The 25,821-nt window shown below is 62.0% G+C and carries 18 protein-coding genes; 8 read left to right on the top strand and 10 right to left on the bottom strand.

Annotated features, from left to right (window positions below):
• Positions 1–16: 16 nt before the first annotated feature.
• From AB8A27_RS00220 to AB8A27_RS00190, 7 genes are all read right to left on the bottom strand, one after another.
• Positions 17–1,222 carry an ABC transporter substrate-binding protein gene (locus AB8A27_RS00220; protein WP_441244784.1) on the bottom strand — a complete coding sequence of 402 codons (1,206 nt, stop codon included), beginning with the start codon at positions 1,220–1,222 and terminating at the stop codon, positions 17–19.
• A gap of 344 nt (positions 1,223–1,566) precedes the next feature.
• Positions 1,567–2,796: an ABC transporter substrate-binding protein gene (locus AB8A27_RS00215; protein ID WP_441240170.1), complete on the bottom strand. Its 1,230-nt coding sequence runs from the start codon at positions 2,794–2,796 to the stop codon at positions 1,567–1,569.
• A 6-nt stretch (positions 2,797–2,802) separates the two neighbouring features.
• Entirely contained in the window at positions 2,803–3,831 is a 1,029-nt protein-coding gene (locus AB8A27_RS00210; protein ID WP_115033891.1) for a branched-chain amino acid ABC transporter permease, read from the bottom strand.
• Between the two features lie 2 nt (positions 3,832–3,833).
• Positions 3,834–4,712, bottom strand: coding sequence for a branched-chain amino acid ABC transporter permease (locus AB8A27_RS00205; protein WP_441240169.1), 879 nt, complete (start codon positions 4,710–4,712; stop codon positions 3,834–3,836).
• A gap of 10 nt (positions 4,713–4,722) precedes the next feature.
• On the bottom strand, positions 4,723–5,436 hold the full coding sequence (locus tag AB8A27_RS00200) for an ABC transporter ATP-binding protein (RefSeq protein WP_441240168.1): 714 nt from the start codon (positions 5,434–5,436) through the stop codon (positions 4,723–4,725).
• On the bottom strand, positions 5,433–6,245 hold the full coding sequence (locus tag AB8A27_RS00195; protein ID WP_115033890.1) for an ABC transporter ATP-binding protein: 813 nt from the start codon (positions 6,243–6,245) through the stop codon (positions 5,433–5,435). Before AB8A27_RS00195 ends, AB8A27_RS00200 begins: the two co-directional genes overlap by 4 nt.
• A gap of 63 nt (positions 6,246–6,308) precedes the next feature.
• Entirely contained in the window at positions 6,309–7,175 is an 867-nt protein-coding gene (locus AB8A27_RS00190; protein WP_092138794.1) for an IclR family transcriptional regulator, read from the bottom strand.
• A gap of 161 nt (positions 7,176–7,336) precedes the next feature.
• Between AB8A27_RS00190 and AB8A27_RS00185 the strand changes: the two genes are divergently transcribed.
• The 8 genes from AB8A27_RS00185 to glpK all read left to right on the top strand — a co-directional run bounded on the left by AB8A27_RS00185 (position 7,337) and on the right by glpK (position 19,106).
• Positions 7,337–9,421 carry a 3-hydroxyacyl-CoA dehydrogenase NAD-binding domain-containing protein gene (locus tag AB8A27_RS00185; RefSeq protein ID WP_441240167.1) on the top strand — a complete coding sequence of 695 codons (2,085 nt, stop codon included), beginning with the start codon at positions 7,337–7,339 and terminating at the stop codon, positions 9,419–9,421.
• A 220-nt stretch (positions 9,422–9,641) separates the two neighbouring features.
• Positions 9,642–11,330, top strand: coding sequence for a dicarboxylate--CoA ligase PimA (pimA, locus tag AB8A27_RS00180; protein WP_441240166.1), 1,689 nt, complete (start codon positions 9,642–9,644; stop codon positions 11,328–11,330).
• Positions 11,327–12,514: an acetyl-CoA C-acyltransferase gene (locus AB8A27_RS00175; protein WP_441240165.1), complete on the top strand. Its 1,188-nt coding sequence runs from the start codon at positions 11,327–11,329 to the stop codon at positions 12,512–12,514. Before pimA ends, AB8A27_RS00175 begins: the two co-directional genes overlap by 4 nt.
• Before the next feature lie 28 nt (positions 12,515–12,542).
• Complete coding sequence (gene pimC / locus AB8A27_RS00170) at positions 12,543–13,730, top strand: pimeloyl-CoA dehydrogenase large subunit (RefSeq protein WP_441240164.1); 1,188 nt, start codon at positions 12,543–12,545, stop codon at positions 13,728–13,730.
• 200 nt (positions 13,731–13,930) lie between these two features.
• The gene (gene pimD / locus AB8A27_RS00165) at positions 13,931–15,073 is read left to right on the top strand and encodes a pimeloyl-CoA dehydrogenase small subunit (RefSeq protein WP_441240163.1); all 1,143 of its coding nucleotides are present in this window, start codon (positions 13,931–13,933) and stop codon (positions 15,071–15,073) included.
• Positions 15,074–15,289: 216 nt separating this feature from the next.
• Positions 15,290–16,060, top strand: a complete 771-nt coding sequence (locus tag AB8A27_RS00160) for an SDR family NAD(P)-dependent oxidoreductase (RefSeq protein ID WP_441240162.1) — start codon at positions 15,290–15,292, stop codon at positions 16,058–16,060.
• Between the two features lie 242 nt (positions 16,061–16,302).
• Positions 16,303–17,505 carry an FAD-dependent oxidoreductase gene (locus AB8A27_RS00155; RefSeq protein ID WP_441240161.1) on the top strand — a complete coding sequence of 401 codons (1,203 nt, stop codon included), beginning with the start codon at positions 16,303–16,305 and terminating at the stop codon, positions 17,503–17,505.
• 101 nt (positions 17,506–17,606) lie between these two features.
• Positions 17,607–19,106 (top strand): glycerol kinase GlpK, encoded by a 1,500-nt coding sequence (gene glpK / locus AB8A27_RS00150; RefSeq protein ID WP_092138775.1) that lies wholly within the window; start codon positions 17,607–17,609, stop codon positions 19,104–19,106.
• Positions 19,107–19,190: 84 nt separating this feature from the next.
• Here the strand turns inward: glpK and AB8A27_RS00145 are convergent, their stop codons facing one another.
• The 3 genes from AB8A27_RS00145 to metF all read right to left on the bottom strand — a co-directional run bounded on the left by AB8A27_RS00145 (position 19,191) and on the right by metF (position 25,509).
• Complete coding sequence (locus tag AB8A27_RS00145) at positions 19,191–19,445, bottom strand: hypothetical protein (protein WP_115033884.1); 255 nt, start codon at positions 19,443–19,445, stop codon at positions 19,191–19,193.
• A 1,296-nt stretch (positions 19,446–20,741) separates the two neighbouring features.
• Positions 20,742–24,590, bottom strand: a complete 3,849-nt coding sequence (gene metH / locus AB8A27_RS00140) for a methionine synthase (RefSeq protein WP_441240160.1) — start codon at positions 24,588–24,590, stop codon at positions 20,742–20,744.
• A gap of 19 nt (positions 24,591–24,609) precedes the next feature.
• Positions 24,610–25,509: a methylenetetrahydrofolate reductase [NAD(P)H] gene (metF, locus tag AB8A27_RS00135; RefSeq protein WP_441240159.1), complete on the bottom strand. Its 900-nt coding sequence runs from the start codon at positions 25,507–25,509 to the stop codon at positions 24,610–24,612.
• Positions 25,510–25,821: the final 312 nt, after the last annotated feature.

Raw genomic sequence — 25,821 nt, 5'->3', positions numbered from 1 at the left:
GGGAGAGATCGGAAATTCAGCCTTCGATCTTGCCCGCGATGATCGGGCCGAACAGCTCCCACTTCTCGCCCTTGAAGCGCTGCATCTGCAACTGCTCGATCGGGTAGAAGTCGGTCGGCGAGGTCGAGATCGTCACGCCGGGCAGCAATGTGTCGGGCGCGAAGTTCTTGAGGTTCGCCGCTTCCTTCATGATGTTCGCGCGGGTCAGGTTGTCACCGGCCTGCTTGAGCACCTGCACGATGGTCTGCGCCTGGCCGTAGCCATAGACGACCGAGCCGTCGTTCTTGTCCATGCCGGGGGCGTATTTGGCGAGGAAGGCGTAGAATTTCTTCATGCCTTCGTCATTGTCCCAGCTGGAATCGGCGCCGTCCTTGGCGTAGTTCGCCGACAGGATGCCCTGGGCGATTTCATAACCGGCCGGCTTCATCACGCTGCCGACGGACGCGCCGACATTGCTCTGGATGTAGGTCGGCTTCCAGCCGAGCTCCGCCACTTTCTTGATCGCCTGCGCGGCGAATTTCGGCGTGGTGAAGCTGACGAAGGTGTCGGCATTGGTCGCCTTCACCTTGACGATGTGGGACTCGATGGTCGGCTCCGACACTTCATAGCTTTCCTCGGCAACGATCATCGATGCCGCCTTGGCGCCGAGACCATCCCTCAGACCCTTCAGCATGTCTTTGCCGAAATCGTCGTTCTGATACATGATCGCGATCTTGGCCTCGGGCTTTTCCCTCAACAGATAGGCCGCATAGATCCTGGATTCGCTCTGATAGGCCGGCTGCCAACCCATGGTCCAGGGGAAGTCCTTGTAGTCGCCGAACTTGGTCGCGCCGGTAGCCACGAACAGCTGCGGCACCTTCTTGGCATTCATGTATTTCTGAATGGCGGAGTTCGATGCCGTACCGAGCGAGCTGGCGATGAACAGCACCTCGTCGGATTCGACGAGCTTGCGTGCCTGTTCCACGGCCTTCGGCGGCGAGTAGCCGTCGTCATAGGTGATGTAATTGATCTTGCGGCCGTTGATGCCGCCCTGATCGTTGATCATCCTGAAATAGGCTTCTTCCATCTTGCCGATCACGCCATAGGCCGAGGCCGGGCCGCTATAGGGCATGATGTTGCCGATCTTGATCTCGGTGTCTGTCGCGCCGGTGTCGTATTTTTTCTGGGCGAAGGCAGTACCGCCAAGGGCCGCACTGAGGGCTGCGGCAACCGTGAACGTCATTGCACGCGAGCTGAACGAAGGCATTTCTGATCTCCCTGATCTCTTGATAAAGCCGCGTCTGTTGTTGCTATTATTGAATGCTGCGGCGCGCCGGATTGAATACTCTTCCGCTGCAACTATCAAGAAAAAGCCCCTCACGACTTTCGTCGTAAGGGGCTGTTTTATTAAGCAGTTTTAATGTTCGAGCGCGATTTGTTGCAGTGCAGTTTTGTCGCTGTTCTATCAGCCGTCATGCCCGGGCTTGTCCCGGGCATCCACGTCTTGGTTGCGCTTTAGACAGGCGTGGATGGCCGGAACAAGTCCGGCCATGACGGAGTGTAAGACGTTCGCTTTCTTGCGGACGTTTAGCCGCCGAGCTTGCTGTCGATCGGCGGGCCGAACACGTCCCACTTCTCGCCGGTGAAGCGCATCATGCGCAGCTGCTCGATCGGATAGAAATCGGTCGCCGAGGTGTTGATCTTGACGCCCGGCAGCAGTGTGTCGGTCGTGAAGTCCTTCAGGCTGGCGGCCTGCTTCATGATATTGGCGCGGGTCAGGTCGTCGCCGGCCTGCTTGAGCACCTGCACCACGGTCTGTGCCTGACCGTAGCCATAGAGTGCGGAGCTTTCCGCCTTGTTGGCGAAGGGAGCGTATTTGGCCAGGAAGTCCAGATACTTCTTCATGCCTTCGTCATTGTCCCACTGCGGGTCGAGCGCGTCCTTGGCGTAAGCCAGCGACAACACGCCCTGGGAGTTCTCGATCCCGGCGGGACGCATCACGGCGCCGACGGAGGAGCCGACATTGCTCTGGAAGAACATCGGCTTCCAGCCGATCTCGGCCACCTTCTTGATCGCCTGTGCGGCGAACTTCGGCGTCGAGATCGAGATGAAGATGTCTGCGCCCGAGGCCTTCAGCTTGACGATGTGCGAGTCGATGGTCGGCTCCGACACTTCGTAGCTGTCTTCGGCCACGATCATCGAGGCCTTGTCGCCGAGGCCATCCTTGAAGCCCTTCAGCATGTCCTTGCCGAGGTCGTCGTTCTGGTAGAACACGGCGATCTTGCCGTTCGGCTTCTCGGTGATGGCGTATTGCGCGAAGATGCGGCCTTCGCTCTGATAGGCCGGCTGCCAGCCCATCGTCCACGGCGCGGTCTTGTACTCGCCGAATTTGGTGGCGCCGGTGGCGACGAACAGTTGCGGGATCTTCTTGGCGTTCAGATACTTCATGATTGCGGTGTTCGACGGCGTGCCGAGCGGACCGAACACGAACAGTACTTCGTCGGATTCGACGAGCTTGCGGGTCTGTTCCACGGCCTTGGCCGGGCTATAGCCGTCGTCATAGCTGACGAAGTTGATCTTGCGGCCGTTGATGCCACCCTGATCGTTGATCATCTTGAAGTAGGCTTCTTCCATCTTCCCGATGATGCCGTAAGCGGATGCGGGTCCGCTGTAGGGAATGATGTTGCCGATCTTGATCTCGGTATCGCTCGCCCCGGTGTCGTACTTCTTCTGGGCATTCGCGGAAGTTGAGAAGGCGAGAAACGCAAACGCCGCGCTCGAGAGCGCGGCGATGCGCAGAAAGTTTCTGCAGTTCATAGGTCCTCAGTGTTTACGTAGTTTGCCGATCAGGCTTTGGGCCCCATAGGCGAGTTGCCTGGCCCCGTTCGGGAGCAGGAAGATGATGATGATCAGGATGACGCCAAACACGGCGCCAGACAGACCCTTCGAAATATGTTCCGCAATATTCGGAACGAAGACGATGAAGGCCGCGCCGGCGAGCGAGCCGGGAAGCCAACCGACGCCGCCGACCACCATGCCGAGAAACAGCGCGATGGCGAGCTGGATCGTGTAACCATCCGGTGCCACGAACTGCACGGCGATGGCGCCGAGACCGCCGGCAACGCCGGTAATGCCGGCGCTGACGCCGAAGGCCAGCGTCTTGTAAAGCGACACGTCCACACCCATCGCCGAGGCGGCGATTTCGTTGTCGCGGATCGCCATCATCGCCCGGCCCGACCGCGACTTCAGCAGATTGACCGAGAGGAGATAGATCACGATCGTGACCGCGAGGGTGAAGAAGTACAGCCACATGTCCTGCGACACCTTCAGGCCCATCGAGGCGAAGATCTCCGGTGCATCGGGCTTGGTGACGACGAGGCCCTGCACGCCGCCGGTCCAGTGTTCGAACACGCCAAGCTTCAGAAGCTGCGGCATCGCCACCGCGAGGGCGAAGGTCGCCAGCGCGAGGTAGATGCCGGACAGCCGCAGCGCGGGCAGGCCGAACAGGAAGCCGGCGATGAAGCAGACAAGGCCAGCCACAGGGAGCGTCAGTGCGTAGTTGACGCCGACATGTTCCATCAGGATTGCCGACGTATAGGCGCCCAGCGCATAGAACGCGCTCTGGCCGAGCGAGAACTGGCCGCTGGCGCCGGTCAGGATGTTCAGTGCGAGAACTGCGATGGCGTAGATCAGCCACATCGTCATCTGGAAGATGATGAAGTTCTTCACGAACAGCGGGGTGACGATGAGCAGCGCCAGGATGATCAGCGATGCCAGCGGGCCGAGCGCCATTGCTTTCTTGGGAACGGCAGCGACCGCAGGAGCGGCGGAGACGTCTTGAACGGTGCTCATGATCAAACTCGCTTCACGATGGTACGGCCGAACAGGCCATTGGGCTTGACGACCAGCACGGTGATGATCAGCGCCAGCGCGATGGGCAGCTTCAGCTCGTTACCGACACCCGGGATATAGGTGCCGACGAGGTTCTCGAAGACGCCGACAAGGAACCCGCCAATGACGGCGCCGAGCGGGCTCGACAGACCGCCGACAACGGCTGCGGCAAATCCGTAGATCAGGACGCCGCCCATCATGTTGGGCTCAAGGAACACCACAGGTGCGATCAGCATGCCGGCGATCGAACCGATCGCGGCAGCCATGCCCCAGCCGAGTGCGATCATCCATGACGTGTTGATACCGACCAGCCGTGCCGACTCGGGCAGGGTGGCGGCCGCACGCATGGCGAGACCGACGCGGGTGTATCGGAAGAAGATGAACAGCAGGACCAGCAGCACCAGCGTCACGCCGATCATGCCGGCCTGATGCGTCGAGATCAGCTGGCTGCCGAGGAAGGGCGACGAGCCGAACGGCGACGGGAATTGCTTGATCGTGAAGTCCCAGGTCAGGCCCGCGACGCTGTTGATGATGGCGAACAGCGCGATGAAGCCGGCCACGTGGGTCAGCACCGGCGCCTTGGCGAGCGGCTTGAACAAAGCCCGTTCGATGATGATGCCGCCGACAAAGGAGAAGATCAGCGTGAGCGCGAATGCGCCCCAATAGGGCATGCCCCACTGCATCATCTGCCAGGCGACGAAGGTGGAGAACATCGCCATTTCGCCTTGAGCGAAGTTCAGGTGGTCGATCGCCTGGTAGATCATCACGACCGCGAGCGCCATACAGGCGTAGATCGCGCCGGTGGCGATGCCAGCCAGGACTTGATTGGTAAAGAGCTCCATGGCTGTTTCCTCAATATCCCAGATACGATTTACGGACGTCTTCGTTGTTCGCGATCTCGTCGGCGGTGCCGGACATCACGATGCGTCCTGTTTCGATGACATAGGCCTTGTCGGCGAGTTCGAGCGCGAGCTGTGCGTTCTGTTCGACGACCAGGATCGAGACCTTGTCCTCACGGTTGATCTTGCCGAGGATCTTGAACAGATCCCGCACGATCAAGGGCGCGAGGCCGAAGGATGGCTCGTCCAGCAGCATCAGGCGGGGTCGCAGCATCAGCGCGCGGGCGACTGCGAGCATCTGCTGTTCACCGCCGGAAAGCGTGCCGGCCTGCTGGGTATGGCGCTGCTTGAGCACCGGGAAGTGGGCATACATGCGCTCGATGTCGTCAGCGATCGCCTTGATGTCCTTGCGGCTGATCGCGCCGAGCTGCAGGTTCTCTTCCACCGTCATGGTGGTGAAGGTGCCGCGGCCCTGCGGAACATGGGCGATGCCCAGCCGCACGATGCTTTCGGTCGACTTGTTGTCGAGCTTCTTGCCTTCGAACTCGATCGAACCGGTCGAGCGGATCATGTTGCAGATCGAGCGCAGCGTGGTGGTCTTGCCGGCGCCATTGGCGCCGAGAAGTGTGGTCAGGCTGCCTTCCTGCAGGTCGAATTCGAGGCCGTGCAGCGCCTGGACCTGGCCGTAATACGCACGCAGGTCTTTTACGTGAAGCAGCGCGGTCATGAGTCTTTGTCTCCCAGATAGGCCTTGATCACAGCAGGGTCTTTCTGGACGGCAGCAGGTGTGCCTTCAGCGAGCTTCTTGCCGAAATTCAGCGCGACGACGTGGTCGGCGATCGACATCACGAGACCCATGTGATGTTCGACCAGCAGAACCGTCACGCCGCGATCGTCGCGGATGCGGCGGATCAGGTCGCCGAGGATGTAGACTTCTTCGTGGTTGAGGCCGCCTGCGGGTTCGTCGAGCAGCAGGATCTTCGGTTCGGCCGCGAGCGCGCGCGCGAGTTCCACGCGCTTCTGCGTACCGAACGGCAATCCGCTGACGATCGTATCGGCGACACCGTGCAGATCGAGATAATCAAGGATGTCGTTGACGTCCTTGTTGATCGCAGCTTCGCCTGATCGCACCCATGGCAGTTTCAGCGAGTCGCTGATGATGTCGCTGTTGGTGCGCGCATGCTTGCCGACGCGGACATTGTCCCGCACCGTCAGGTTCGGAAACAGCGCGACGTTCTGGAAGGTGCGGCCGATACCGATCTCGGAGATCTTGTGCGCCGGGCGATTCAGGATCGTCTGGCCTTCCATCAGGATGTCGCCCTTGCTCGGCTGGTAGAGCCGGCTGAGGCAGTTGAACAGCGTGGTCTTGCCTGCGCCGTTCGGTCCGATGAGTCCGAGGATGTGACCCTTCTGCATGTCGAACGAGACGCCGTTCAACGCGATGATGCCGCCGAACACGACGCTGACGTCGCGAACCGAAAGCAGCGGAGCCGTTGATGTAACAGGCGCGCGCTCTGCAAGTTGTGCCTGCATCATGTGCGGCGACCCTCGATCGTCTGCTGCGGCGAAGTCTTGCGCAGGTCACGACGATGAAGGTTGTCAGAGTCCTTCAACAATACGTGCAACTTTCCCTCCTGATCTGATTTTTTTGCCGTCGAGTTTTTTTGATTGTGGCGCAGCTGCTCCCCCGAGCGCCGCTTCGATGTTCCTTACCATCGTCAACAGCCGAGGTCCAATGTCGTTGAGCAAGCGCTCTTCCGTGAAACGAAACGCGGGCGCGCCGCAATTAAAGGCATAGGGACCGGTGCCATCATTTAATGTCATCGCGACACCGGCAGCGTGCACATCGTCCTGCCACTCGCCAGCGGAGATGACGAAGCCGTGGCGCGCGACCATTTCGCCCGCGCGTTCGAGGCCGTCACGCATCTTCGACCAGCGATGCCCGTAGTGCTCGCGGAATTCGCGCAATAATTGGGCACGTTCTTCCGGCGGCAACGCCCAGAAATACGCACGGCCCATCGCCGTGGTTGCAATGGGAATGCGCGAGCCGACGTCGAGTTGAACGCCGACAGTGAGACTCGATCGGCTCTGTCCAAAATAGATCATGCTGAGGCGATCGCGTGCGCCGACTGCGCAGGCACCGCCGGTCTGCCGCATCAATTCGTCACGAAACGATTCCGAGAGATGCTTAACGCCCAAGTTCGCAAGTGCAGCATACCCCAGGGCCATAGCTGCTGGCGCGAGCTGATACTTCTCGAAGCGTGGCACAGGTGTAAGGTAACCCAACTTCGTGAGTGTATAAGTCAATCGCGAGATGGTTGGCTTCGGCAATTTGGTGCGGGCGGCAATCTCCTGATTGCCGAGAAGCCCGTCATTGGGGCGAAATGCACGCAAGACATCCAGGCCGCGGGCCAGCGCGACGACGAAATTGCGATCTGTCGCCACATTCTTTGCTGGACGTTTCATGCTTCCCGGAATTTGGTGTTGTCAGTTTCATACGATTGCGCCACGGCCCTCGTTGACAAGGGACGCTCTTCAAAATAACCCTCCGTGTCAAGATGTGGAATTAAATTTCGCAGTGCGAAACTAAGAAAATCAGACCGGTAAACGTAGCCAAGGAGAATGCCGTGAGCGATGTCGTAAAGCTTGAACGTCATGATGAAGTCGCCATCGTCACGATCAACTCTCCCCCTGTGAATGCCCTGAGTGCGGCGGTTCGCCGCGGCATTTTTGAGAACGTCAAGGCTGCTGCTGCCGATCCCGCCATCAAGGCGATCGTCATTGCATGCGCAGGCCGAACCTTCGTTGCCGGCGCCGACATCACCGAATTCGGCAAGCCGCCGCAGTCGCCCGGATTGGGCGAGGTCATTGCGGAAATCGAGAATTGTTCCAAGCCGGTGATCGCCGCGATCCACGGCACCGCGCTCGGCGGCGGCCTCGAGCTCACGCTCGGCTGTCACTTTCGCGTGGCCACAAAAGACGCCAAACTCGGTCTGCCCGAGGTGAAGCTCGGCCTGCTGCCCGGTGCTGGCGGCACACAGCGCCTGCCGCGCGCGGTCGGCCCCGAGCTCGGCGTCAAGATGGTCGTGACCGGCGACCCGATCGGCGCATCCGAAGCCTTGAAGAACGGCCTGATCGAGGAGATCGTCGAGGGGCCGGCCTCCGGCGCCGAAGCCTTCGCGCGCAAGGTCATTGCCGAGAAGCGTCCGCTGCGCCTGCTGCGCAACGACGATTCCAAGCTCGCCGCCGCTCGTGCCGATCGCACCATCTTCACCAATGCCGCCGCAGCCGCCAACAAGAAGAACCGCGGCATGAATGCGCCGCTGGCTTGCGCCGAAGCCGTGAGCTGGACGCTGGATGTCCCGTTCGACGAGGCGCTCAAGAAGGAGCGCGAGATGTTCCTCAAGCTGGTCGCTGACGACCAGTCGAAGGCGCAGCGCTATGCGTTCTTCTCCGAGCGCGAAGCCGCCAAGGTCCAGGACGTGCCGGAAGGCGTCAAGCCGCGTCCGGTCGAGCGCGTCGCCATCATCGGCGCCGGCACCATGGGCGGCGGCATTGCGATGTCCTTCGCCAATGCCGGTATTCCCGTCACGCTGATCGAGACCGGCGAGGAGCAGCTCAAGCGTGGCCTCGGCATCATGCAGAAGAACTACGAGGCGACTGCGGCCCGTGGCGGCATTCCTGCCGATGCGCCGGCCAAGCGCATGGCGCTGATCAACGGCGTCGTCGGCCTTGAGAACGTCAAGGACGTCGATCTGGTGATCGAAGCCGTGTTCGAAACCATGGCGATCAAGAAGGAAGTATTCACCGCGCTGGACAAATACGCCAAGCCGGGCGCGATCCTCGCCAGCAACACGTCCTATCTGAACATCGACGAGATCGCGACCGTGACCAAGCGTCCGCAGGACGTGCTGGGCATGCACTTCTTCTCGCCGGCCAATGTCATGAAGCTGTGCGAAATTGTCCGCGCCGACAAGACCGCGCCGGACGCACTCGTCACCGCCGTCGCCGTCGCCCGCAAGATCGCCAAGGTCCCGGCTGTGGTCGGCGTGTCCGACGGCTTCGTCGGCAACCGCATGCTGGCCGCCCGCTCCAAGCAGTCCGAGAAGCTGCTGTTCGAAGGCGCGCTGCCGCAGCAGGTCGATGCCGTCGTCACCAAGTTCGGCATGCCGATGGGTCCGTTCGCCATGGGCGATCTCGCCGGCCTCGATATCGGCTGGCGCTCGCGCAAGGATCGCGGCATCACCTCGCCGATCGCCGACGCGCTCTGCGAAGCTGGCCGCTTCGGCCAGAAGACCGGCAAGGGCTATTACAAGTATGAAGCCGGCTCCCGCGCTCCGATTCCTGATCCGGAAGTCGAGAAGCTCATCGACGACACCTGCCGCAGCCTCGGCCTGACCCGCCGCGCCGTCAGCGATCAGGAAATCCTGGAACGCATGATGTATCCGATGATCAACGAGGGGGCCCGCATCCTCGAGGAGAAGGTCGCTTCGCGTCCGAGCGATATCGACGTGATCTGGCTCTATGGCTATGGCTGGCCGATCTATCGCGGCGGCCCGATGTTCTATGCCGATCAGGTCGGTCTCAAGCAGATCGTCGAGCGCCTGCAGTTCTACGCCAAGCAGACCAACGATCCGTCGCTGGAGCCCGCCGCGCTGCTGAAGAAGCTCGCGGATGAAGGCAAGACCTTCGGGTCGTTGGCGAAGGGCTGAAAGTGATGAGTGCGAGCGCATCGATTATGTCGGTCGCTCGCGCTGTCAATCTGTCGTCCCCGCCTGGTGCGCCGAAGGCGTGCGCGGGGCGGGGACCCACAGCCTCCGTCCTCTCGATGAAGCGCCGTGGAACTAATCGTTCTTCTTTTCCTCTGCCGTGGTTATGGGTCCCCGCCTTCGCGGGGACGACACGCGGAGAGGGCGAACAGCAGGCCACGCCATGACCCATCCCGGCGAGCAGCACTACCCACCGGGCGTCACCTGGGACGCGCTGATCGCGCGTGGCACGCTGCCCGGGTTGCTGGCGGACTCGGTGCAGAAATTCGGCGATCGCACGGCTATTGAATTTCGGGATCAGCCGATCTCGTTCAACGACCTGCAGGCACGTGTCGATGTTATCGCCGCCGCGCTGATGCGCGCCGGCTACGGTAAAGGCTCGACCATCGGCATCTTCCTCGGCAATACGCCGGATCATCCGGTCCATTTCTTCGGCGGCCTCAAGGCCGGCGCGCGGCTCGTGCATCTGTCGCCGCTCGATGGCGAGATCGCGCTGTCGCACAAGCTGAAAGACTCCGGCGCACGCGTGCTGGTGACGAGCAATCTCGCCGCGCTGCTGCCGATGGCGCTGAAGTTTCTCGACAAGGGTCTGCTCGATCGCCTGATCGTCTGCGAGGACGATGACTGGGGCGCGGTGAACAATCCGCAGCTGCCGCTGCCGGAAAATCCCGCCATCGTCACTTTCCGCAATTTCACGGCGGGCGTGACGCCGCCGGCGCAGTGGCCGGAAATCTCGCCGGACGATGTTGCGCTGCTGCAATATACCGGCGGCACCACCGGTCTGCCGAAGGGCGCGATGCTCAGCCACGGCAATCTGACCTCGGCCGTGTCGATCTATAATATGTGGGGCGCTCCGGCACGCGCCGCGCGCAACCGTGTCGAGCGCGTCATCGGCGTGCTGCCGTTGTTTCATATCTATGCGCTGACGGTGATCTTGCTCTCCCGCCTTTCCCTCGGCGATACGATCTCGCTGCATCAGCGCTTCGATGTCACCAATGTGCTGAACGATATCGAAAAGAAGAAAGCGACCGTGTTTCCCGGCGTGCCGACGATGTGGATCGCGATCGCGGCTGATCCGACGCTGGAGACGCGCGATCTGTCGTCGCTCGCTTCGGCTGCATCGGGCGGCGCGCCCTTGCCGGTCGAGGTCGCGCGCTTGTTCGAGCGCAAGACAGGCCTCAAGCTGAAGAGCGGTTGGGGCATGACCGAGACCTGTTCGTCCGGCACCAGCCATCCGCCCGGCGGGCCGGACAAGCCGGGCTCCATCGGTCTGGCGCTTCCCGGCATCGAACTCGATGTCGTCGCGGTCGACGATTCCACGAAAGTGCTCGGTGTCGGCGAGACCGGCGAGATCCGGATCAAGGGCCCGAATGTGACCCGGGGATATTGGAACCGCGAAAGCGAAACCGCGGAGGCCTTCGTCGGAGATCACTTCCTCACCGGCGATGTCGGCTACATGGATGAAGACGGCTTCTTCTATCTGGTCGATCGCAAGAAGGACCTGATCATTTCGGGCGGCTTCAACGTCTATCCGCAGATGATCGAGCAGGCGATTTACGAACACCCCTCTGTGCAGGAAGTGATCGTGATCGGCGTCGTCGATCAGTATCGCGGCGAAGCGGCCAAGGCCTTCATCAAGCTGCGCAGTGGCGCGGCGCCGTTTACCATCGACGAGCTGCGCGCATTTCTCACCGGCAAGCTCGGCAAACATGAATTGCCCGCGATGGTGGAATTCGTCGACGATTTGCCGCGCACCGCGGTCGGAAAACTCTCGCGCCACGCCTTGCGTGGCCTGCAACCCACGCCCATCATCAGTCAACAACAAACCGCCTCCGGAGGATCTCGCACATGACCGAAGCCGTTATCGTTTCCACCGCCCGTACGCCGATCGGCAAGGCCTTTCGCGGCGCATTGAACGCCACCGAAGGCGCAACGTTGCTCGGCCATGCGATCGAGCATGCCGTCAAGCGCGCCGGCATCGATCCCAAGGAAGTCGAGGACGTGGTGATGGGTGCAGCCCTGCAGCAGGGCGCGACCGGCGGCAATATCGCACGCAAGGCGCTGCTCCGCGCCGGCCTGCCGGTGACCGTTGGTGGCACCACCATCGATCGCCAGTGCGCTTCGGGCCTGCAGGCGATTGCACTCGCCGCGCGTTCGGTGATCTTCGACGGCGTTGAGATCGCGGTCGGCGGCGGCGGCGAGTCGATCTCGCTGGTGCAGAACGAGCATGCCAACAAGTTCCACACCGTCGATCCCGAACTGATGAAGATCAAGGGCGACGTCTATATGCCGATGCTCGACACTGCCGAGACAGTGGCCAAGCGCTACGGCATTTCGCGCGAGCGTCAGGACGAGTATTCGCTGGAGAGCCAGCGCCGCACCGCGGCCGCGCAGCAGGGCGGCAAATTCAATGACGAACTGGCGCCGATCTCCACCAAGATGGGCGTCGTCGACAAGGCGACCGGCGAAGTCTCGTTCAAGGACATCACGCTGTCCAAGGATGAAGGTCCGCGTCCGGAAACCACTGCGGAAGGTCTCGCCGGCCTGAAGGCTGTGCGCGGCGACGGCTTCACCATCACCGCCGGCAATGCGTCGCAGCTCTCGGACGGCGCCAGCGCCACCGTGATCATGAGCGACAAGCTCGCCGCGCAGAAGGGACTCAAGCCGCTCGGTATCTTCCGCGGCTTCGTTTCTGCAGGCTGCGAGCCGGACGAGATGGGCATCGGTCCGGTGTTCGCCGTGCCGCGCCTCTTGAAGCGTCATGGCCTCAAGATCGAGGATATCGATCTCTGGGAACTCAATGAAGCCTTCGCCGTACAGGTTCTGTACTGCCGCGACAAACTGGGAATCGATCCGGAGAAGCTCAACGTCAATGGCGGCGCGATCTCGGTCGGCCATCCCTATGGCATGTCGGGCGCACGTCTCGCCGGTCACGCATTGATCGAAGGTCGTCGCCGCAAGGCGAAATACGCCGTCGTCACCATGTGCGTCGGCGGCGGCATGGGCTCCGCCGGCCTGCTCGAAATCGTTCAATAATTACTAATCTGCTCACAAGGAGGATCCGATGGATCTGAGCTTCAGCAAAGAAGAAACAGCATTCCGCGACGAGGTGCGCACTTTTTTCCGCGAAAGCCTCGACCCGGTGGTGCGCAAGAAGCTGCAGGAAGGTCATCACACCAGCAAGGAAGATCTGGTGAACTGGCAGCGCACGCTCAACAAGAAGGGCTGGGCTGTCCCGCATTGGCCGCAGGAATATGGCGGCACCGGCTGGAGCGCGGCGAAGCAATACATCTTCCTGGAAGAACTGCAGAAGACTCCCGCGCCGCCGCCGCTGCCATTCGGCGTCAACATGGTCGGCCCGGTCATCTACACTTTCGGCAATGAGCAGCAGAAGAAGCACTTCCTGCCGCGTATCGCCAATATGGACGACTGGTGGTGCCAGGGCTTCTCGGAGCCGGGCTCGGGGTCGGACCTCGCCTCGCTGAAGACCACGGCAAAGAAGAAGGGCGACACCTATATCGTCAATGGCCAGAAGACCTGGACCACGCTGGCGCAGCACGCCGACTGGATCTTCTGCCTTTGCCGCACTGATCCCGACGCCAAGAAGCAGTCGGGCATCTCCTTCATCCTCATCGACATGAAGTCGAAGGGCATTACCCGTCGTCCAATCCAGACCATCGATGGCGGCGTCGAAGTCAACGAAGTGTTCTTCGATGACGTGGTGGTGCCGGCCGAGAACCTCGTCGGTGAGGAGAACAAGGGCTGGGATTACGCCAAGTTCCTGCTCGGCAACGAGCGCGTCAATATCGCGCGCGTCGGCATGTCGAAGGAGCGCATCCGCCGCATCAAGGAACTCGCATCCAGCGTGATGTCTGGTGACAAGCCGCTGATCGAGGACCCGCAGTTCCGCCAGAAGCTCGCGGCCACCGAGATCGAGCTCAAGGCGCTCGAACTGACGCAGATGCGCGTCGTCGCCGCCGAAGGCAAGCATGGCAAGGGCAAGCCGGATCCGGCCTCGTCGATCCTGAAGATCAAGGGTTCGGAAATCCAGCAGACGCTCACCGAACTGCTGCTCGAAGTCACTGGCCCGTTCGCGCTGCCCTTCATGCCGGAAGGCGAGGGGCAGAACGAGGAGGGTGACTGGGCCTCGCCGATCGCGCCGACCTATTTCAACTACCGCAAGGTGTCGATCTATGGCGGCTCCAACGAGATCCAGCGCAACATCATCGCGAAAGCGGTGCTGGGGCTGTGATGTCTTCAGCCCTCGCGGGAAGCGGCGAGGGCACTCACTCACAACACGTCATGGCCGGGCTTGACCCGGCCATCCACGCCTTCCTTCGATGCTGAAGGCGTGGATGCCCGGAACAGGTCCGGGCATGACGACGGAGAGGGGCGCAGGCACGGCCACGCTTCATCCGTTCATCGCGACAAAGAGTTTTGGAGAGAAAGACCATGGATTTTGATTTGTCGGAGGAGCAGCGCCTCCTCAAGGACAGTGTCGACGGCCTCTTGAAATCGTCCTACGAATTCGAGGCCCGCAAGAAGTATCGCGCCGAGAAGGGCGGCTGGAGCCGCGATGTCTGGGGCAAGTTTGCCGAACAGGGTCTGCTCGGTCTGCCGTTCTCGGAAGATGACGGCGGCTTCGGCGCCGGTCCGATCGAGACCATGATCGTGATGGAAGCGCTGGGCCGCAATCTCGTGGTTGAGCCCTATCTCGACACGGTGGTTCTGGGCGGCGGCTTCCTGCGCCGCGGTTCGGCCGAACAGCGCGCGGCGCATCTGCCTGCCATCATCGACGGATCGAAAACACTGGCCTTCGCGCAGCTCGAAAAGAACTCGCGCTACGATCTCGGCGACGTCACGACCTCGGCCAAGAAGAGCGGTTCGGGCTATGTGCTGTCCGGCGAGAAGTTCGTCGTCGGTCACGGCGACACCGCCGATACGCTGATCGTCACCGCGCGCACGGCTGGCGGCCAGCGCGATGCCAAGGGCGTCGGCGTGTTCCTGGTGCCGGCCAATGCCAAGGGCGTCGACATCAAGGGTTACGAGACGCAGGACGGTAGCCGCGCCGCCGATATCAAGCTGAACAATGTCGAGGTCGGCGCTGACGCCGTGATCGGCAATGCCGAGGATGGCCTGTCTGTTGTCAATCAGGTCGTCGATGACGCCCGCATAGCGCTCTGCGCCGAAGCGGTCGGCGCGATGGAAGAGGCGCTGAAGATCTCCGTCGAATACATCAAGGAGCGCAAGCAGTTCGGCGTCGCCATCGGTTCGTTCCAGGCGCTGCAGCACCGTGCGGCCGACATGTTCACCGCGCTGGAGACCGCGCGCAGCATGTCGTACCTCGCCTCGATGGCCTCGAGCTTCACGGACCTTGACGAACGCACCAAGACGGTCGCCGCTGCCAAGGTGCAGATCGGCCGCTCCGCGCGCTTCGTCGGCCAGGGCGGCGTGCAGCTGCATGGCGGCGTCGGCGTGACCATGGAGTACAAGATCGGCCACTACTTCAAGCGGCTGACCATGATCGAGCAGCAGTTCGGCGATGCCGACTATCACCTGCGCCGCGTGGCGCAGGCGGGCGGGATCACGGAGTAGGGCTTGCCTGCTAACCTCTCCCCGCTTGCGGGGAGAGGTCGTCACTTACATGCGAAGCGTGTGAGTGACGGGTGAGGGGGGCTCTCCATACGCTCCGAGCTCGCTGAGAGTCCCCCTCACCCGTCGCGGTCTTCGTCCGCGCCACCCTCTCCCCGCAAGCGGGGCGAGGGGACTGCGCGCCGCCGTCACTTCAATCAACAACCAAGGAGACCGCCCGTGAAAAATCCCTTCGATCTCACCGGCAAGGTCGCCGTCATCACCGGCTCCAGCCGCGGCATCGGCAAGGCCTCCGCAGAATTGCTGGCGCAACTCGGAGCCAAGGTCGTCGTCTCCAGCCGCAAGGCCGATGCCTGTCAGGCCGTGGTCGATGGCATCAAGGCCAATGGCGGCGATGCCCATGTCATTCCCTGTAACATCTCGCGCCGCGATGAAGTCGAAGCGCTGATCGACGGTACCGTGAAACATTACGGCCCGATCGACATCCTCGTCTGCAATGCCGCGGTGAATCCCTATTATGGCCCGCTGCTCGATATCGCCGATGAGGCCTTCGACAAGATCATGGGCTCCAACGTGAAGAGCAACATCTGGCTTTGCGCCAAGGCGATCCCGGCCATGGCCGAGCGCGGTAAAGGCTCTGTGGTCATCATCTCGTCCATCGGCGGTCTGCGCGGCTCCACGGTGATCGGCGCCTATGGTATTTCGAAAGCCGCTGACTTCGCGCTGTGCCGCTCGCTCGCCGGCGAATGGGGACCCCAGGGCGTCCGCGTCAATTGCATCGCGCCGGGTCTGGTGAAGACCGACTTCGCGAAAGCGCTGTGGGAAGACGAGGTCAATCTCAAGCGCCGCACTGCGACCACGCCGCTGCGCCGGATCGGCGAGCCCCATGAGATTGCCGGCGCCGTCGCCTATCTCGGCTCGGATTCCTCCACCTTCATGACCGGCCAGACCATCGTCATCGACGGCGGCGTGACAACTGCATCGGTGTAGGCGTCCTCGGCATCTTCTCCGCCGTCATTGCGAGGAGCGCAGCGACGAAGCAATCCAGAAAGTCACAAGGCAAGAACTGGATTGCTTCGTCGCCAAGTGGCTCCTCGCAATGACGTGGAGAAGATTTCGCCCGATGGCACCCCCGAAACAATTCTCCCGCGGTAACTCCCCACCGCATGCCTCAATCCTTTCCCGTTTTTTAACATTTCGGGCGCACGGATATCCGCAGCTGGAGAGTTCCCGTGCGGCAGACGGATATCGCGATCATTGGTGGCGGCCTCGCCGGGTCGACGGCTGCGGCAATGCTTGGTCGTGCCGGTGTGTCCGCGATCCTGATCGAGCCGCATCAGGTCCATCCGCCTGAACTGCGCTGCGAGAAGATCAGCGGCGGCGTCCAGCTCGAACGGTTGCGCAAGACAGGTCTCGTCGATGCGGTGCTCGGTGCAGCCACCCATGACGACGAGATCTGGATCGCGCGTTTCGGCCGCGTCATCGACAAGCGCCCGAGCCAGCAGCACGGCTTCCTCTACGACACGCTGGTCAACACGGTACGCGGCGAGATTCCGTCATCCATCGAGACCATCCATGCCAAGGCGACGTCGATCGCCACATCGGATAATCGCCAGACCATCGGCCTGTCCAATGGCGAGGAGATTTCCGCGCGCCTCGTCATTCTCGCTAATGGCGCCAGCGTTAGCCTGCGCAATCAGCTCAATATCGGCCGCCCGGTCATCTCGGCCAATCATTCGATCTCGGTCGGCTTCGATATCGCGCCCGTCAACCGCGCACGTTTCGCCTTTCCGGCGCTGACTTATTTTGCGGAAACCACGGTTCACCGCACCGCCTATGTCACGCTGTTCCCGATCGGCGACACCATGCGCGGCAACCTTTTCGTCTATCGCGAGACTGACGATCCCTGGATTCGCCAGATGCGGCGCATGCCGGAGGCGGCGCTCGATGCCTGCCTGCCGAAACTGCGTGCGCTGATCGGTGATTACAAGATATCCGGCGATATCAAGATCCGCCCGGTCGATCTCTATGAGAGCGACAACGTGGTCCAGCCTGGCGTCGTGCTGGTCGGCGACGCCTTTGCCTCGCCATGTCCCGGCAGCGGCTGCGGTACCGACAAGGTCTTTACCGATGTGGCGCAGCTCTGCAGCGTGCATATCCCGAACTGGCTCGCCACTGATGGCATGGATGCGGCCAAGATCGCGCAATACTATGCCGATCCGTTGAAGCTGGAATGCGATGCCTGGGCCACCGGCAAGGCGTTCACGCTGCGCTCGGTGACAACAGAGAATTCGCTGTACTGGCGCGCGCAGCGCTGGGCGCGTTTCTTCGGCCGGCTGGGCGAGGGCATGGTGCGACGGACCCGCGAGACGCTGCCACGCGAGCTTGCGATGATCACGTCTGCTCTGGTCATGATGATCGACTCCGCGATCTGACCGCCGTTGCCGATTGGCGCACCGCTTGACGCGCCCGCGCTAATCCGGTTGCCTGCGCCTCCCAACACAACGCGACCACAATCTTTCGGGAAGAAACGCCTATGTCTTTCGTGATGGCCATCGATCAGGGCACCACATCCTCGCGCGCGATGATCTTTCGCGCCGACATCTCGATCGCGGCCTCCGCGCAGCAGGAATTCCCGCAGCATTTTCCGGCCTCCGGCTGGGTCGAGCACGAGCCCGAGGATATCTGGACCTCGACGCTGGCCGTTTGCCGCGAGGCGATGAAGAAGGCTGGCGTCACCGCGAAGGATATCGCGGCGATCGGCATCACCAATCAGCGGGAGACCGTGGTGGTGTGGGACCGTGTCACCGGTCAGGCCGTGCACCGCGCCATCGTCTGGCAGGACCGCCGCACTGCCGAAATCTGCGCGCAGATGAAGGCCGACGGCCATGAGCCGCTGATCACCCAGAAAACCGGTCTGATCGTCGATCCGTATTTCTCCGGCACCAAGGTGGCCTGGATTCTCGATCACGTGCCGGGGGCACGCGCCCGCGCCGAGCGCGGCGAATTGCTGTTCGGCACCGTCGATTGCTATCTGTTGTGGCGGCTGACGGCGGGGAAGGTGCATGCTACCGACGCCACCAATGCCTCGCGCACGCAACTGTTTAACATCCACACGGGCGAATGGGATGACGAGCTGCTGAAGCTGCTCCGCGTGCCCAAGGCGATGTTGCCGAAGGTGCAGGACTCGTCGTCCGATTTCGGCAGTACCGATCTGTTCGGCGGCTCCATCATGATCGGCGGTATCGCCGGGGATCAGCAGGCTGCCACCATCGGCCAGGCGTGTTTTGCGCCGGGCATGATCAAGTCCACTTACGGCACCGGCTGTTTTGCGCTGCTCAATACCGGCACCACGCCGGTGGTGTCGAAGCACAAGCTGCTCACCACTGTCGCCTATCAGCTCAACGGCGTGCGGACCTATGCGCTGGAAGGCTCGATCTTCGTTGCAGGTTCGGCCGTGCAGTGGCTGCGCGACGGTCTCGGCATCATCAAGAGCGCGGCCGAGAGCGGGCCGCTTGCCGACAAGAACGATTCGTTGCAGTCGGTCTATCTGGTGCCGGCCTTTGTCGGTCTCGGCGCGCCCTACTGGAATCCCGACGTGCGCGGCGCGCTGTTCGGTCTCACGCGCAACACCGGCCCCGCCGAACTCGCCCATGCCGCGCTGGAAAGCGTTTGCTATCAGACGCGCGATCTCTATGCGGCGATGCGCGCCGACTGGCCGGATGTCTCCGCCGCCACTGTTGTTCTGCGCGTCGATGGCGGCATGACGGCGTCGGACTGGACCATGCAGCGCCTCGCCGATCTCTTGAACGCCCCTGTGGATCGCCCGATGATTCAGGAAACCACTGCGCTGGGTGCTGCCTATCTCGCCGGTCTCAAGGCAGGCGTATTTCCGGAACCTGCCAAATTCGCTGACAACTGGCGCCTCGAACATCGCTTCCGTCCGGTGATGAGCGAAGCCACGCGCACGCGCAAACTGAAGGGCTGGGCGCAGGCCGTGAAGGGCGTGCTGGCGAGCGATCCGGGGAAGGATTGAAAGTTTGCTCGCGAAACAGAAAGAGCCGCCTGTGCGGGCGGCTCTTCATGATGTTCATGTCAGGTTGATCGCGTCTGCTGCTGTTCACCAGCGCCAGCCGTGATGCCGTCCGCGCGACCAACCATAGTGATGGCCGCGTCCGCGGCCCCAGCCGTAATGATGTCCACGCCCGCCGCGATGCATGCCGTGATGTCCGCCGCCATGGCCACCACGAACCTGGATGATGTCGCTGGCTGAGCTCGCAGGTGCAAGCCCGCCGACCGGCATGGCGTTTGCTGGAAGCATCAAGCCCAGACCCAGAAGTGCCGCGGCGGCTGTCGCGATCATGGTACGTTTCATTTCAATTCTCCAAACGCAAACATTGCGCATGCAACAAGCTGCGGTCATCCGCTTTGTTCCAATGCCGCGCAGTTGAAACGATCATTTTGCGGCAATCATAAGGAGTAACTGCGAGATGTGTGGTGACGCGGATGGCGACAGGTGAGGCTCCCGCTCGTCATTCCGGGGCGCACGAAAGCGGCGAGGCCGCTGTAGTGCGAACCTCAGCCATCCACTTGGAGTAGCGGGGAATCCCGGGGTGTTTTGCACTCGCTGGAGATTCCCATGCTGAGATTCCGGGTTCGCGTCCTGCAAAGGCCGGCCACGCCCCGGAATGACGAGCGCGGGCCATGCTGACCTCTCCGCGTCGTCCCCGCGCAGGCGGGGACCCATACACGCTGGAGAACTGGTAAGAGCGCCGTCCGTTGTAGCTCTGCCGCTTCTATCACGCCGACCGTGGTTATGGGTCCCCGCCTGCGCGGGGACGACAGCGGGGAGGTTTAATTTAAACATTTTTTCCTATCTCCCGTTGACAACATCCCCGCAAGGACTATTATCCCCTCCGTCCTGCCCCACCGAGAGGGGCGATCGCGATCGTCACGTTCGCGGGGTGGGATGCGGTGGACGCCGGAGATGCGGCGTTACGCGGTTCATGGGTGACGTCTGTCTTCGGGCAGGACGGATCTGCGCCAGCACTGCCACTGGCAAGGAGACGGCCGGGTTTGAGATGGAAAGATCCCTGGACAGTGTGACGGACGACCAAATCGAAACGCGTCCGGCCCAAGTGCTTGAGGCTCCCTTCCCATCGCCTTGGGACTTTAATTCGGTGATCGGATCGTTCGCTGAGGCAAAGTGCAAGCAAGTCGAAAAAACACCGCAGGCGAAACGCTGGGCACTTGCTCGGCGCCTCCGAAAGTCCTGATGCACACTCACTTGCGGAAGACCGCATTCGCATCAGGCCCAAGGGTGCAACGGGCACCCGGCGTTCCGCACGCCCTCTCACAAGGGGCGGGAATGCGACAGACGACGGCGCCCCCGCGCCGCAAACAATGGGGGCGATGACGCATGTCTGGAGAGTAGTGGCTGTTTGACATTCACATCAGCGATGGCGCGACGGCGCCGGAGAATTCCCTCCCTCAAGCAGCGAAGCTGCGCAGTGGGGAGGGGCGGCCGAACGAGGCGATGCGAAGCATCGACGAAGTGGAGGCCGGGGTGGGGTGCCTCCGCGAACTCGACGCGTGTGGCACCACCCCCGCCCGACCGGCCTAACGGCCGGCCACCCTCCCCACGCAAGCGCGGGGGAGGGAAAAGGAAACGCTACTTCGCACCGACCTTCTTGCCGCGATACATCATATGCACCGCGCAATTGCATCCCGGCGGGTGCGTCGCGAGTTCGTCATTGGCCGGCGCAGGCACGGTGACCGATGTGGGCTCTGCACCGGCACCCGGAATGTAGTTCAGGATCGGCGCCAGCCAGCGTTCGACTTCCGCCACGCTCATGTTCTTGCGCGCGGCATATTCCTCGACCTGATCACGCTCGATCTTGCCGACGCCGAAGTAATAGCTCTCGGGATGGCTGAAATAGAGTCCCGACACCGACGAGCCCGGCCACATGGCGTAGCTTTCGGTGAGTTTCACGCCCGCCGTGTTCTCCGCATCGAGCAGTCTGAAGATTGTCGCCTTTTCGGTGTGATCGGGCTGCGCGGGATAGCCGGGGGCAGGGCGGATGCCCTGATACTTCTCCAGGATCAGGTCGTCGGTCGAGATATCCTCGTCCGGCGCATAGGCCCAGAACTCCTTGCGCACGCGCTCATGCATCCGCTCGGCAAAGGCTTCGGCGAGGCGGTCGGCGAGCGCCTTGCACAGGATCGACGAATAGTCGTCATTGGCGTTCTTGAAGCGATCGGCGATGACGTCCTCACCGATCCCCGCGGTAACGACGAAGGCGCCGATGTAATCGGGCACATTCGAGGCCTTCGGCGCGATGAAGTCGGAGAGCGCGGCATTGAAGCGGCCTTCGCGCTTTTCGAGCTGCTGGCGCAGCGTATGCAGCGTCGCGATCTCGGTTGAGCGGCTGTCATCGGCATAGAGGCGGATGTCGTCACCGTCGGCATTGGCCGGCCAGAAGCCGACAGTCGCCTTGGCGGTGAACCACTTCTCGTCGACGATCTGTTTCAGCATCTTCTGCGCGTCGGCATAGAGCGAGGTCGCGACTTCGCCGACGACACTATCGGTCAGGATGCCCGGGAAACGACCGGCCAGTTCCCAGGTCTGGAAGAACGGTGTCCAGTCGATATAGCGGGCGAGCTCTTCCAGCGAGTAATCGCTGAAGGTCTTGATGCCCAAAAATGCCGGCTTGCGCACGGTCTTGCCGAAGTCCGCCACATGCGCATTGGCACGCGCAGCCGTTAGCGAGAGCCGCTTCTTGTCCTGCTGTGCCTTGAAATGCGCCGCAGAGATCTTGGCATAGTCAGCACGCACATCGGCTGCATAGGCTTCGCTCTTTTCCGGCGACAGCAGCGACGACGCAACGCCGACCGCGCGGCTGGCATCGTTGACATGCACGACGGCGCCGGCGCGGTAGTTCGGGTCGATCTTCACCGCCGTATGCACGCGGCTGGTGGTCGCGCCGCCGATCAACAGCGGCATCTTCAAACCCTGCCGTTCCATCTCGCCGGCCAGGAACGTCATCTCGTCGAGCGACGGCGTAATCAGGCCCGAGAGACCGATGATGTCGGCGCCTTCAGCCTTGGCGGTTTCGATGATTTTCGATGCCGGCACCATGACGCCGAGATCGACGACTTCGAAATTGTTGCACTGGAGCACGATGCCGACAATGTTCTTGCCGATGTCGTGGACGTCGCCCTTCACGGTGGCGAGCACGATCTTGCCGGCGGACGAACGGCCGCCTTCAGTGCCGATGCCTTTGGCGAGATTGTCGGCCTTCTCCTGCTCCATGAACGGCATCAGGTAAGCCACCGCCTGCTTCATCACGCGTGCGGACTTTACGACTTGCGGCAGGAACATCTTGCCGTCGCCGAACAGGTCGCCGACGACATTCATGCCATCCATCAGCGGGCCTTCGATGACATGCAGCGGCCGCGCAACGGTGAGGCGCGCAGCTTCGGTGTCTTCGTCGATATATTGCGTGATGCCGTGCACCAGCGCGTGGCTGAGGCGCTTCTCCACCGGCCATTCGCGCCAGGAGAGATCCTGCTCCTTGGCCTGCTTGGTCTGGCCGCGGAATTTCTCGGCGAGTTCGAGCAGGCGTTCGCCGGCGCCCGGATCGCGGTTGAGGATCGTGTCCTCGCAGACCTGGCGCAATTCCGGATCGATATCGTCATAGACGATCATCTGCCCGGCATTGACGATGCCCATATCCATGCCGGCCTTGATGGCGTGATACAAGAATACGGAGTGCATCGCCTCACGCACCGGCTCGTTGCCGCGGAACGAGAAGGAGAGGTTGGAAACGCCGCCTGAAATATGCGCATGCGGCAGGTTCTGGCGGATCCAGCGCGTGGCCTCGATGAAGTCGACGCCGTAATTGTTGTGCTCTTCGAGGCCGGTGGCGATGGCAAAAATGTTGGGATCGAAGATGATGTCTTCCGGCGGGAAGTTCAGGTCATTGACGAGAATGTCATAGGCCCGCTTGCAGATATCGATCTTGCGCTCATAGGTGTCGGCCTGACCGACCTCGTCGAAGGCCATCACGACGACGGCGGCGCCATGACGCTGCGCGATCTTTGCTTCGTGGATGAACTTCTCGACGCCTTCCTTCATGGAGATCGAATTGACGATGGGCTTGCCCTGAACGCATTTCAGGCCGGCTTCGATCACGTTGAACTTTGACGAGTCCACCATGACGGGGACGCGCGCGATGTCCGGCTCGGAGGCGACGAGATTGAGAAACTCGACCATCGCCTTCTCGGAGTCGAGTAGGCCCTCGTCCATATTGACGTCGATGACCTGCGCGCCGTTCTCGACCTGATCGCGTGCCACCTGCAGCGCGGAGGCGTAGTCGCCTTCGGTGATCAGGCGACGGAATTTCGCCGAGCCGGTCACATTGGTGCGCTCGCCGACATTCACGAACGGGATTGCCGAGGTCAGTTCGAACGGCTCGAGGCCGGAGAGACGCAGCAGTGGTGCGATCTCGGGCACAATGCGCGGCTTGTGGGGCGCGACAGCCTTGGCAATGGCCGCGATATGCGCCGGCGTGGTGCCGCAGCAGCCGCCGACGATGTTGACGAGGCCACTGGCTGCGAATTCGCCGATCAGGCGCGCCATATATTCGGGGCTCTCGTCATACTGGCCGAATTCATTGGGCAGGCCGGCATTCGGATAGGCGCAAACAAGCGTATCGGCGACGCGGCCGATATCGGCGATATGGGCGCGCAGGTCCTCCGCGCCGAGGGCGCAGTTGAAGCCGATGGTGGCGGGCCGCGCGTGCTTCACCGAATTCCAGAACGCTTCCGGCATCTGGCCCGAGAGCAGACGGCCGGATTTGTCGGTGATGGTGCCGGAGATCATCACGGGCACGTCGATGCCGCGCGCCTCGCAGATTTCCGCGATCGCGTAGAGCGCCGCCTTGGCGTTCAGCGTGTCGAAAATGGTTTCGACCAGCAGGAGATCGGCGCCGCCGTCGAGCAGGCCGTTGATCTGTTCGCTATAGGCGATGCGCAGGTCATCGAAGGTCACGGCGCGGTAGCCGGGATTGGCGACATCCGGTGAGATCGAGGCGGTGCGGTTGGTCGGGCCGATGGCGCCGGCGACGAAGCGCGGCTTGCCGTCCTCGGCAGCGACCTTGATTGCGGCGTTCTTGGCCAGGCGCGCGCCGTCGCGGCTCATCTCGTAAGCGAGATCGGCCATGTCGTAATCGGCCTGCGCGATCGAGGTCGAGGAGAAGGTATTGGTGGCGACGATGTCGGCGCCGGCGCGCAGATATTGCGCGTGGATGTCCTCGATGGCGTCCGGCTGCGTCAGGATCAGCAGGTCGTTGTTGCCTTTGATGTCGCGGTGGAAGTCCTTGAATCGCTCGCTGCGAAACGCCGCCTCGTCGAACATCAGGCCCTGGATCACGGTGCCCATGGCGCCGTCGAGCACGAGGATGCGTTCGGAAGCGGCTTTGAACAGGTCGGTGCGGGTCGACGATACGGGTACGCTCATGGGATCAGGCAGCCTTGATTTAAGCAGCTTTGCGCGCGCCATTCGGGCGGAAGCCCAACAGATGACTGATCGCGAAGACCAGATCGGCGCGGTTCATGGTGTAAAAATGGAAATCAGAGACGCCGTGCTTGGCGAGTTTCTGCACTTGGCCGGCCACAACGGTGGCGGCAACGAGCTTGCGGGTCTCGGCATCGTCATCGAGGCCATCGAACTTGGCGGCGAGCCAGTCGGGCACGGTGGTGCCGGCGCGGGTAACGAAGCTGCGTGCCTGCTTGAAGTTATGCATCGGCATGATGCCGGGCAGCACGGGGATGTCGATGCCGCGGGCGCGGACCTTGTCGAGATAACGGAAATACAGGTCGTTATCGAAGAACACCTGGGTGATCGCGCGCGTCGCACCGGCATCGACCTTGGCAGCAAGCACGTCGATATCGGCATCGAAGTCGGCGCTCTCCGGATGCTTTTCCGGATAGGCGGAGACGGTGACGTCGATGTCGGAATAGCGCTTGCGAATGCTGGCGACCAGATCGGCGGAGGTCTTGTAACCATCCGGATGCGGTATATATTCCGTGCCGATGCCCGTGGTTGGATCGCCGCGCAGGGCCACGATGTGGCGAACGCCGGCCTCATGATAGCGGGTTACGACATCGTCGATTTCGCTCTTCGGAGCGCCGACGCAGGTGAGGTGCGCCGCCGGGATCAGGCTGGTTTCTTTCAGCAGGCGGACGATGGTGGCGTGCGTGCGTTCCCGGGTCGAGCCCCCGGCGCCATAGGTCACCGAGACGAAAGACGGGGCAAGGGGGGCCAGACGCTCGATGGTGTCCCACAGGGTGCGGTCCATCTCCTCGGTCTTCGGCGGGAAGAATTCGAAGGAGATATTGGGAAGCTTGGTGGGGGTGGCCGGGTTGATCTCGGTCATCGCATCGAACTCCACCGCCCCAAGGCGGTACCGGTTGTTATCTGGCGCCAGGTCTTCAGAAGGTTGGATCCGGAGATTTTGGCTGCACTGCACAAAGATAGGTTAAGGCTGCGGAGTGGAATAGCCCATCCTGAGTACTTATGGGGTGGGAATTGGCCCAAAGGACGCCGAAGCGTCCAGATGATCTCGCGGAAATGAAGGTGGGTGGGCAGGAACGGTTCTGCAACGAATTAGACCATAAATAGCTAATTATATTGATATTTATCCATATTATCTCGTTTGAGACAGTTCTTTTGGAATGTGGGCAGATAC

It is taken from the genome of Tardiphaga sp. 768_D3_N2_1, from assembly GCF_052076105.1.
Lineage (GTDB): Bacteria > Pseudomonadota > Alphaproteobacteria > Rhizobiales > Xanthobacteraceae > Tardiphaga.
This window is presented reverse-complemented; position numbering and strand designations above follow the sequence as displayed.

Excerpts from the sequence above, each read along its gene's own strand:
- AB8A27_RS00220 (WP_441244784.1), bottom strand. The coding sequence starts at position 1,222 with ATGACGTTCACGGTTGCCGCAGCCCTCAGTGCGGCCCTTGGCGGTACT.
- AB8A27_RS00215 (WP_441240170.1), bottom strand. The coding sequence starts at position 2,796 with ATGAACTGCAGAAACTTTCTGCGCATCGCCGCGCTCTCGAGCGCGGCG.
- AB8A27_RS00210 (WP_115033891.1), bottom strand. The coding sequence starts at position 3,831 with ATGAGCACCGTTCAAGACGTCTCCGCCGCTCCTGCGGTCGCTGCCGTT.
- AB8A27_RS00205 (WP_441240169.1), bottom strand. The coding sequence starts at position 4,712 with ATGGAGCTCTTTACCAATCAAGTCCTGGCTGGCATCGCCACCGGCGCG.
- AB8A27_RS00200 (WP_441240168.1), bottom strand. The coding sequence starts at position 5,436 with ATGACCGCGCTGCTTCACGTAAAAGACCTGCGTGCGTATTACGGCCAG.
- AB8A27_RS00195 (WP_115033890.1), bottom strand. The coding sequence starts at position 6,245 with ATGATGCAGGCACAACTTGCAGAGCGCGCGCCTGTTACATCAACGGCT.
- AB8A27_RS00190 (WP_092138794.1), bottom strand. The coding sequence starts at position 7,175 with ATGAAACGTCCAGCAAAGAATGTGGCGACAGATCGCAATTTCGTCGTC.
- pimA (WP_441240166.1), top strand. The coding sequence starts at position 9,642 with ATGACCCATCCCGGCGAGCAGCACTACCCACCGGGCGTCACCTGGGAC.
- AB8A27_RS00175 (WP_441240165.1), top strand. The coding sequence starts at position 11,327 with ATGACCGAAGCCGTTATCGTTTCCACCGCCCGTACGCCGATCGGCAAG.
- pimC (WP_441240164.1), top strand. The coding sequence starts at position 12,543 with ATGGATCTGAGCTTCAGCAAAGAAGAAACAGCATTCCGCGACGAGGTG.
- pimD (WP_441240163.1), top strand. The coding sequence starts at position 13,931 with ATGGATTTTGATTTGTCGGAGGAGCAGCGCCTCCTCAAGGACAGTGTC.
- glpK (WP_092138775.1), top strand. The coding sequence starts at position 17,607 with ATGTCTTTCGTGATGGCCATCGATCAGGGCACCACATCCTCGCGCGCG.
- AB8A27_RS00145 (WP_115033884.1), bottom strand. The coding sequence starts at position 19,445 with ATGAAACGTACCATGATCGCGACAGCCGCCGCGGCACTTCTGGGTCTG.
- metH (WP_441240160.1), bottom strand. The coding sequence starts at position 24,590 with ATGAGCGTACCCGTATCGTCGACCCGCACCGACCTGTTCAAAGCCGCT.
- metF (WP_441240159.1), bottom strand. The coding sequence starts at position 25,509 with ATGACCGAGATCAACCCGGCCACCCCCACCAAGCTTCCCAATATCTCC.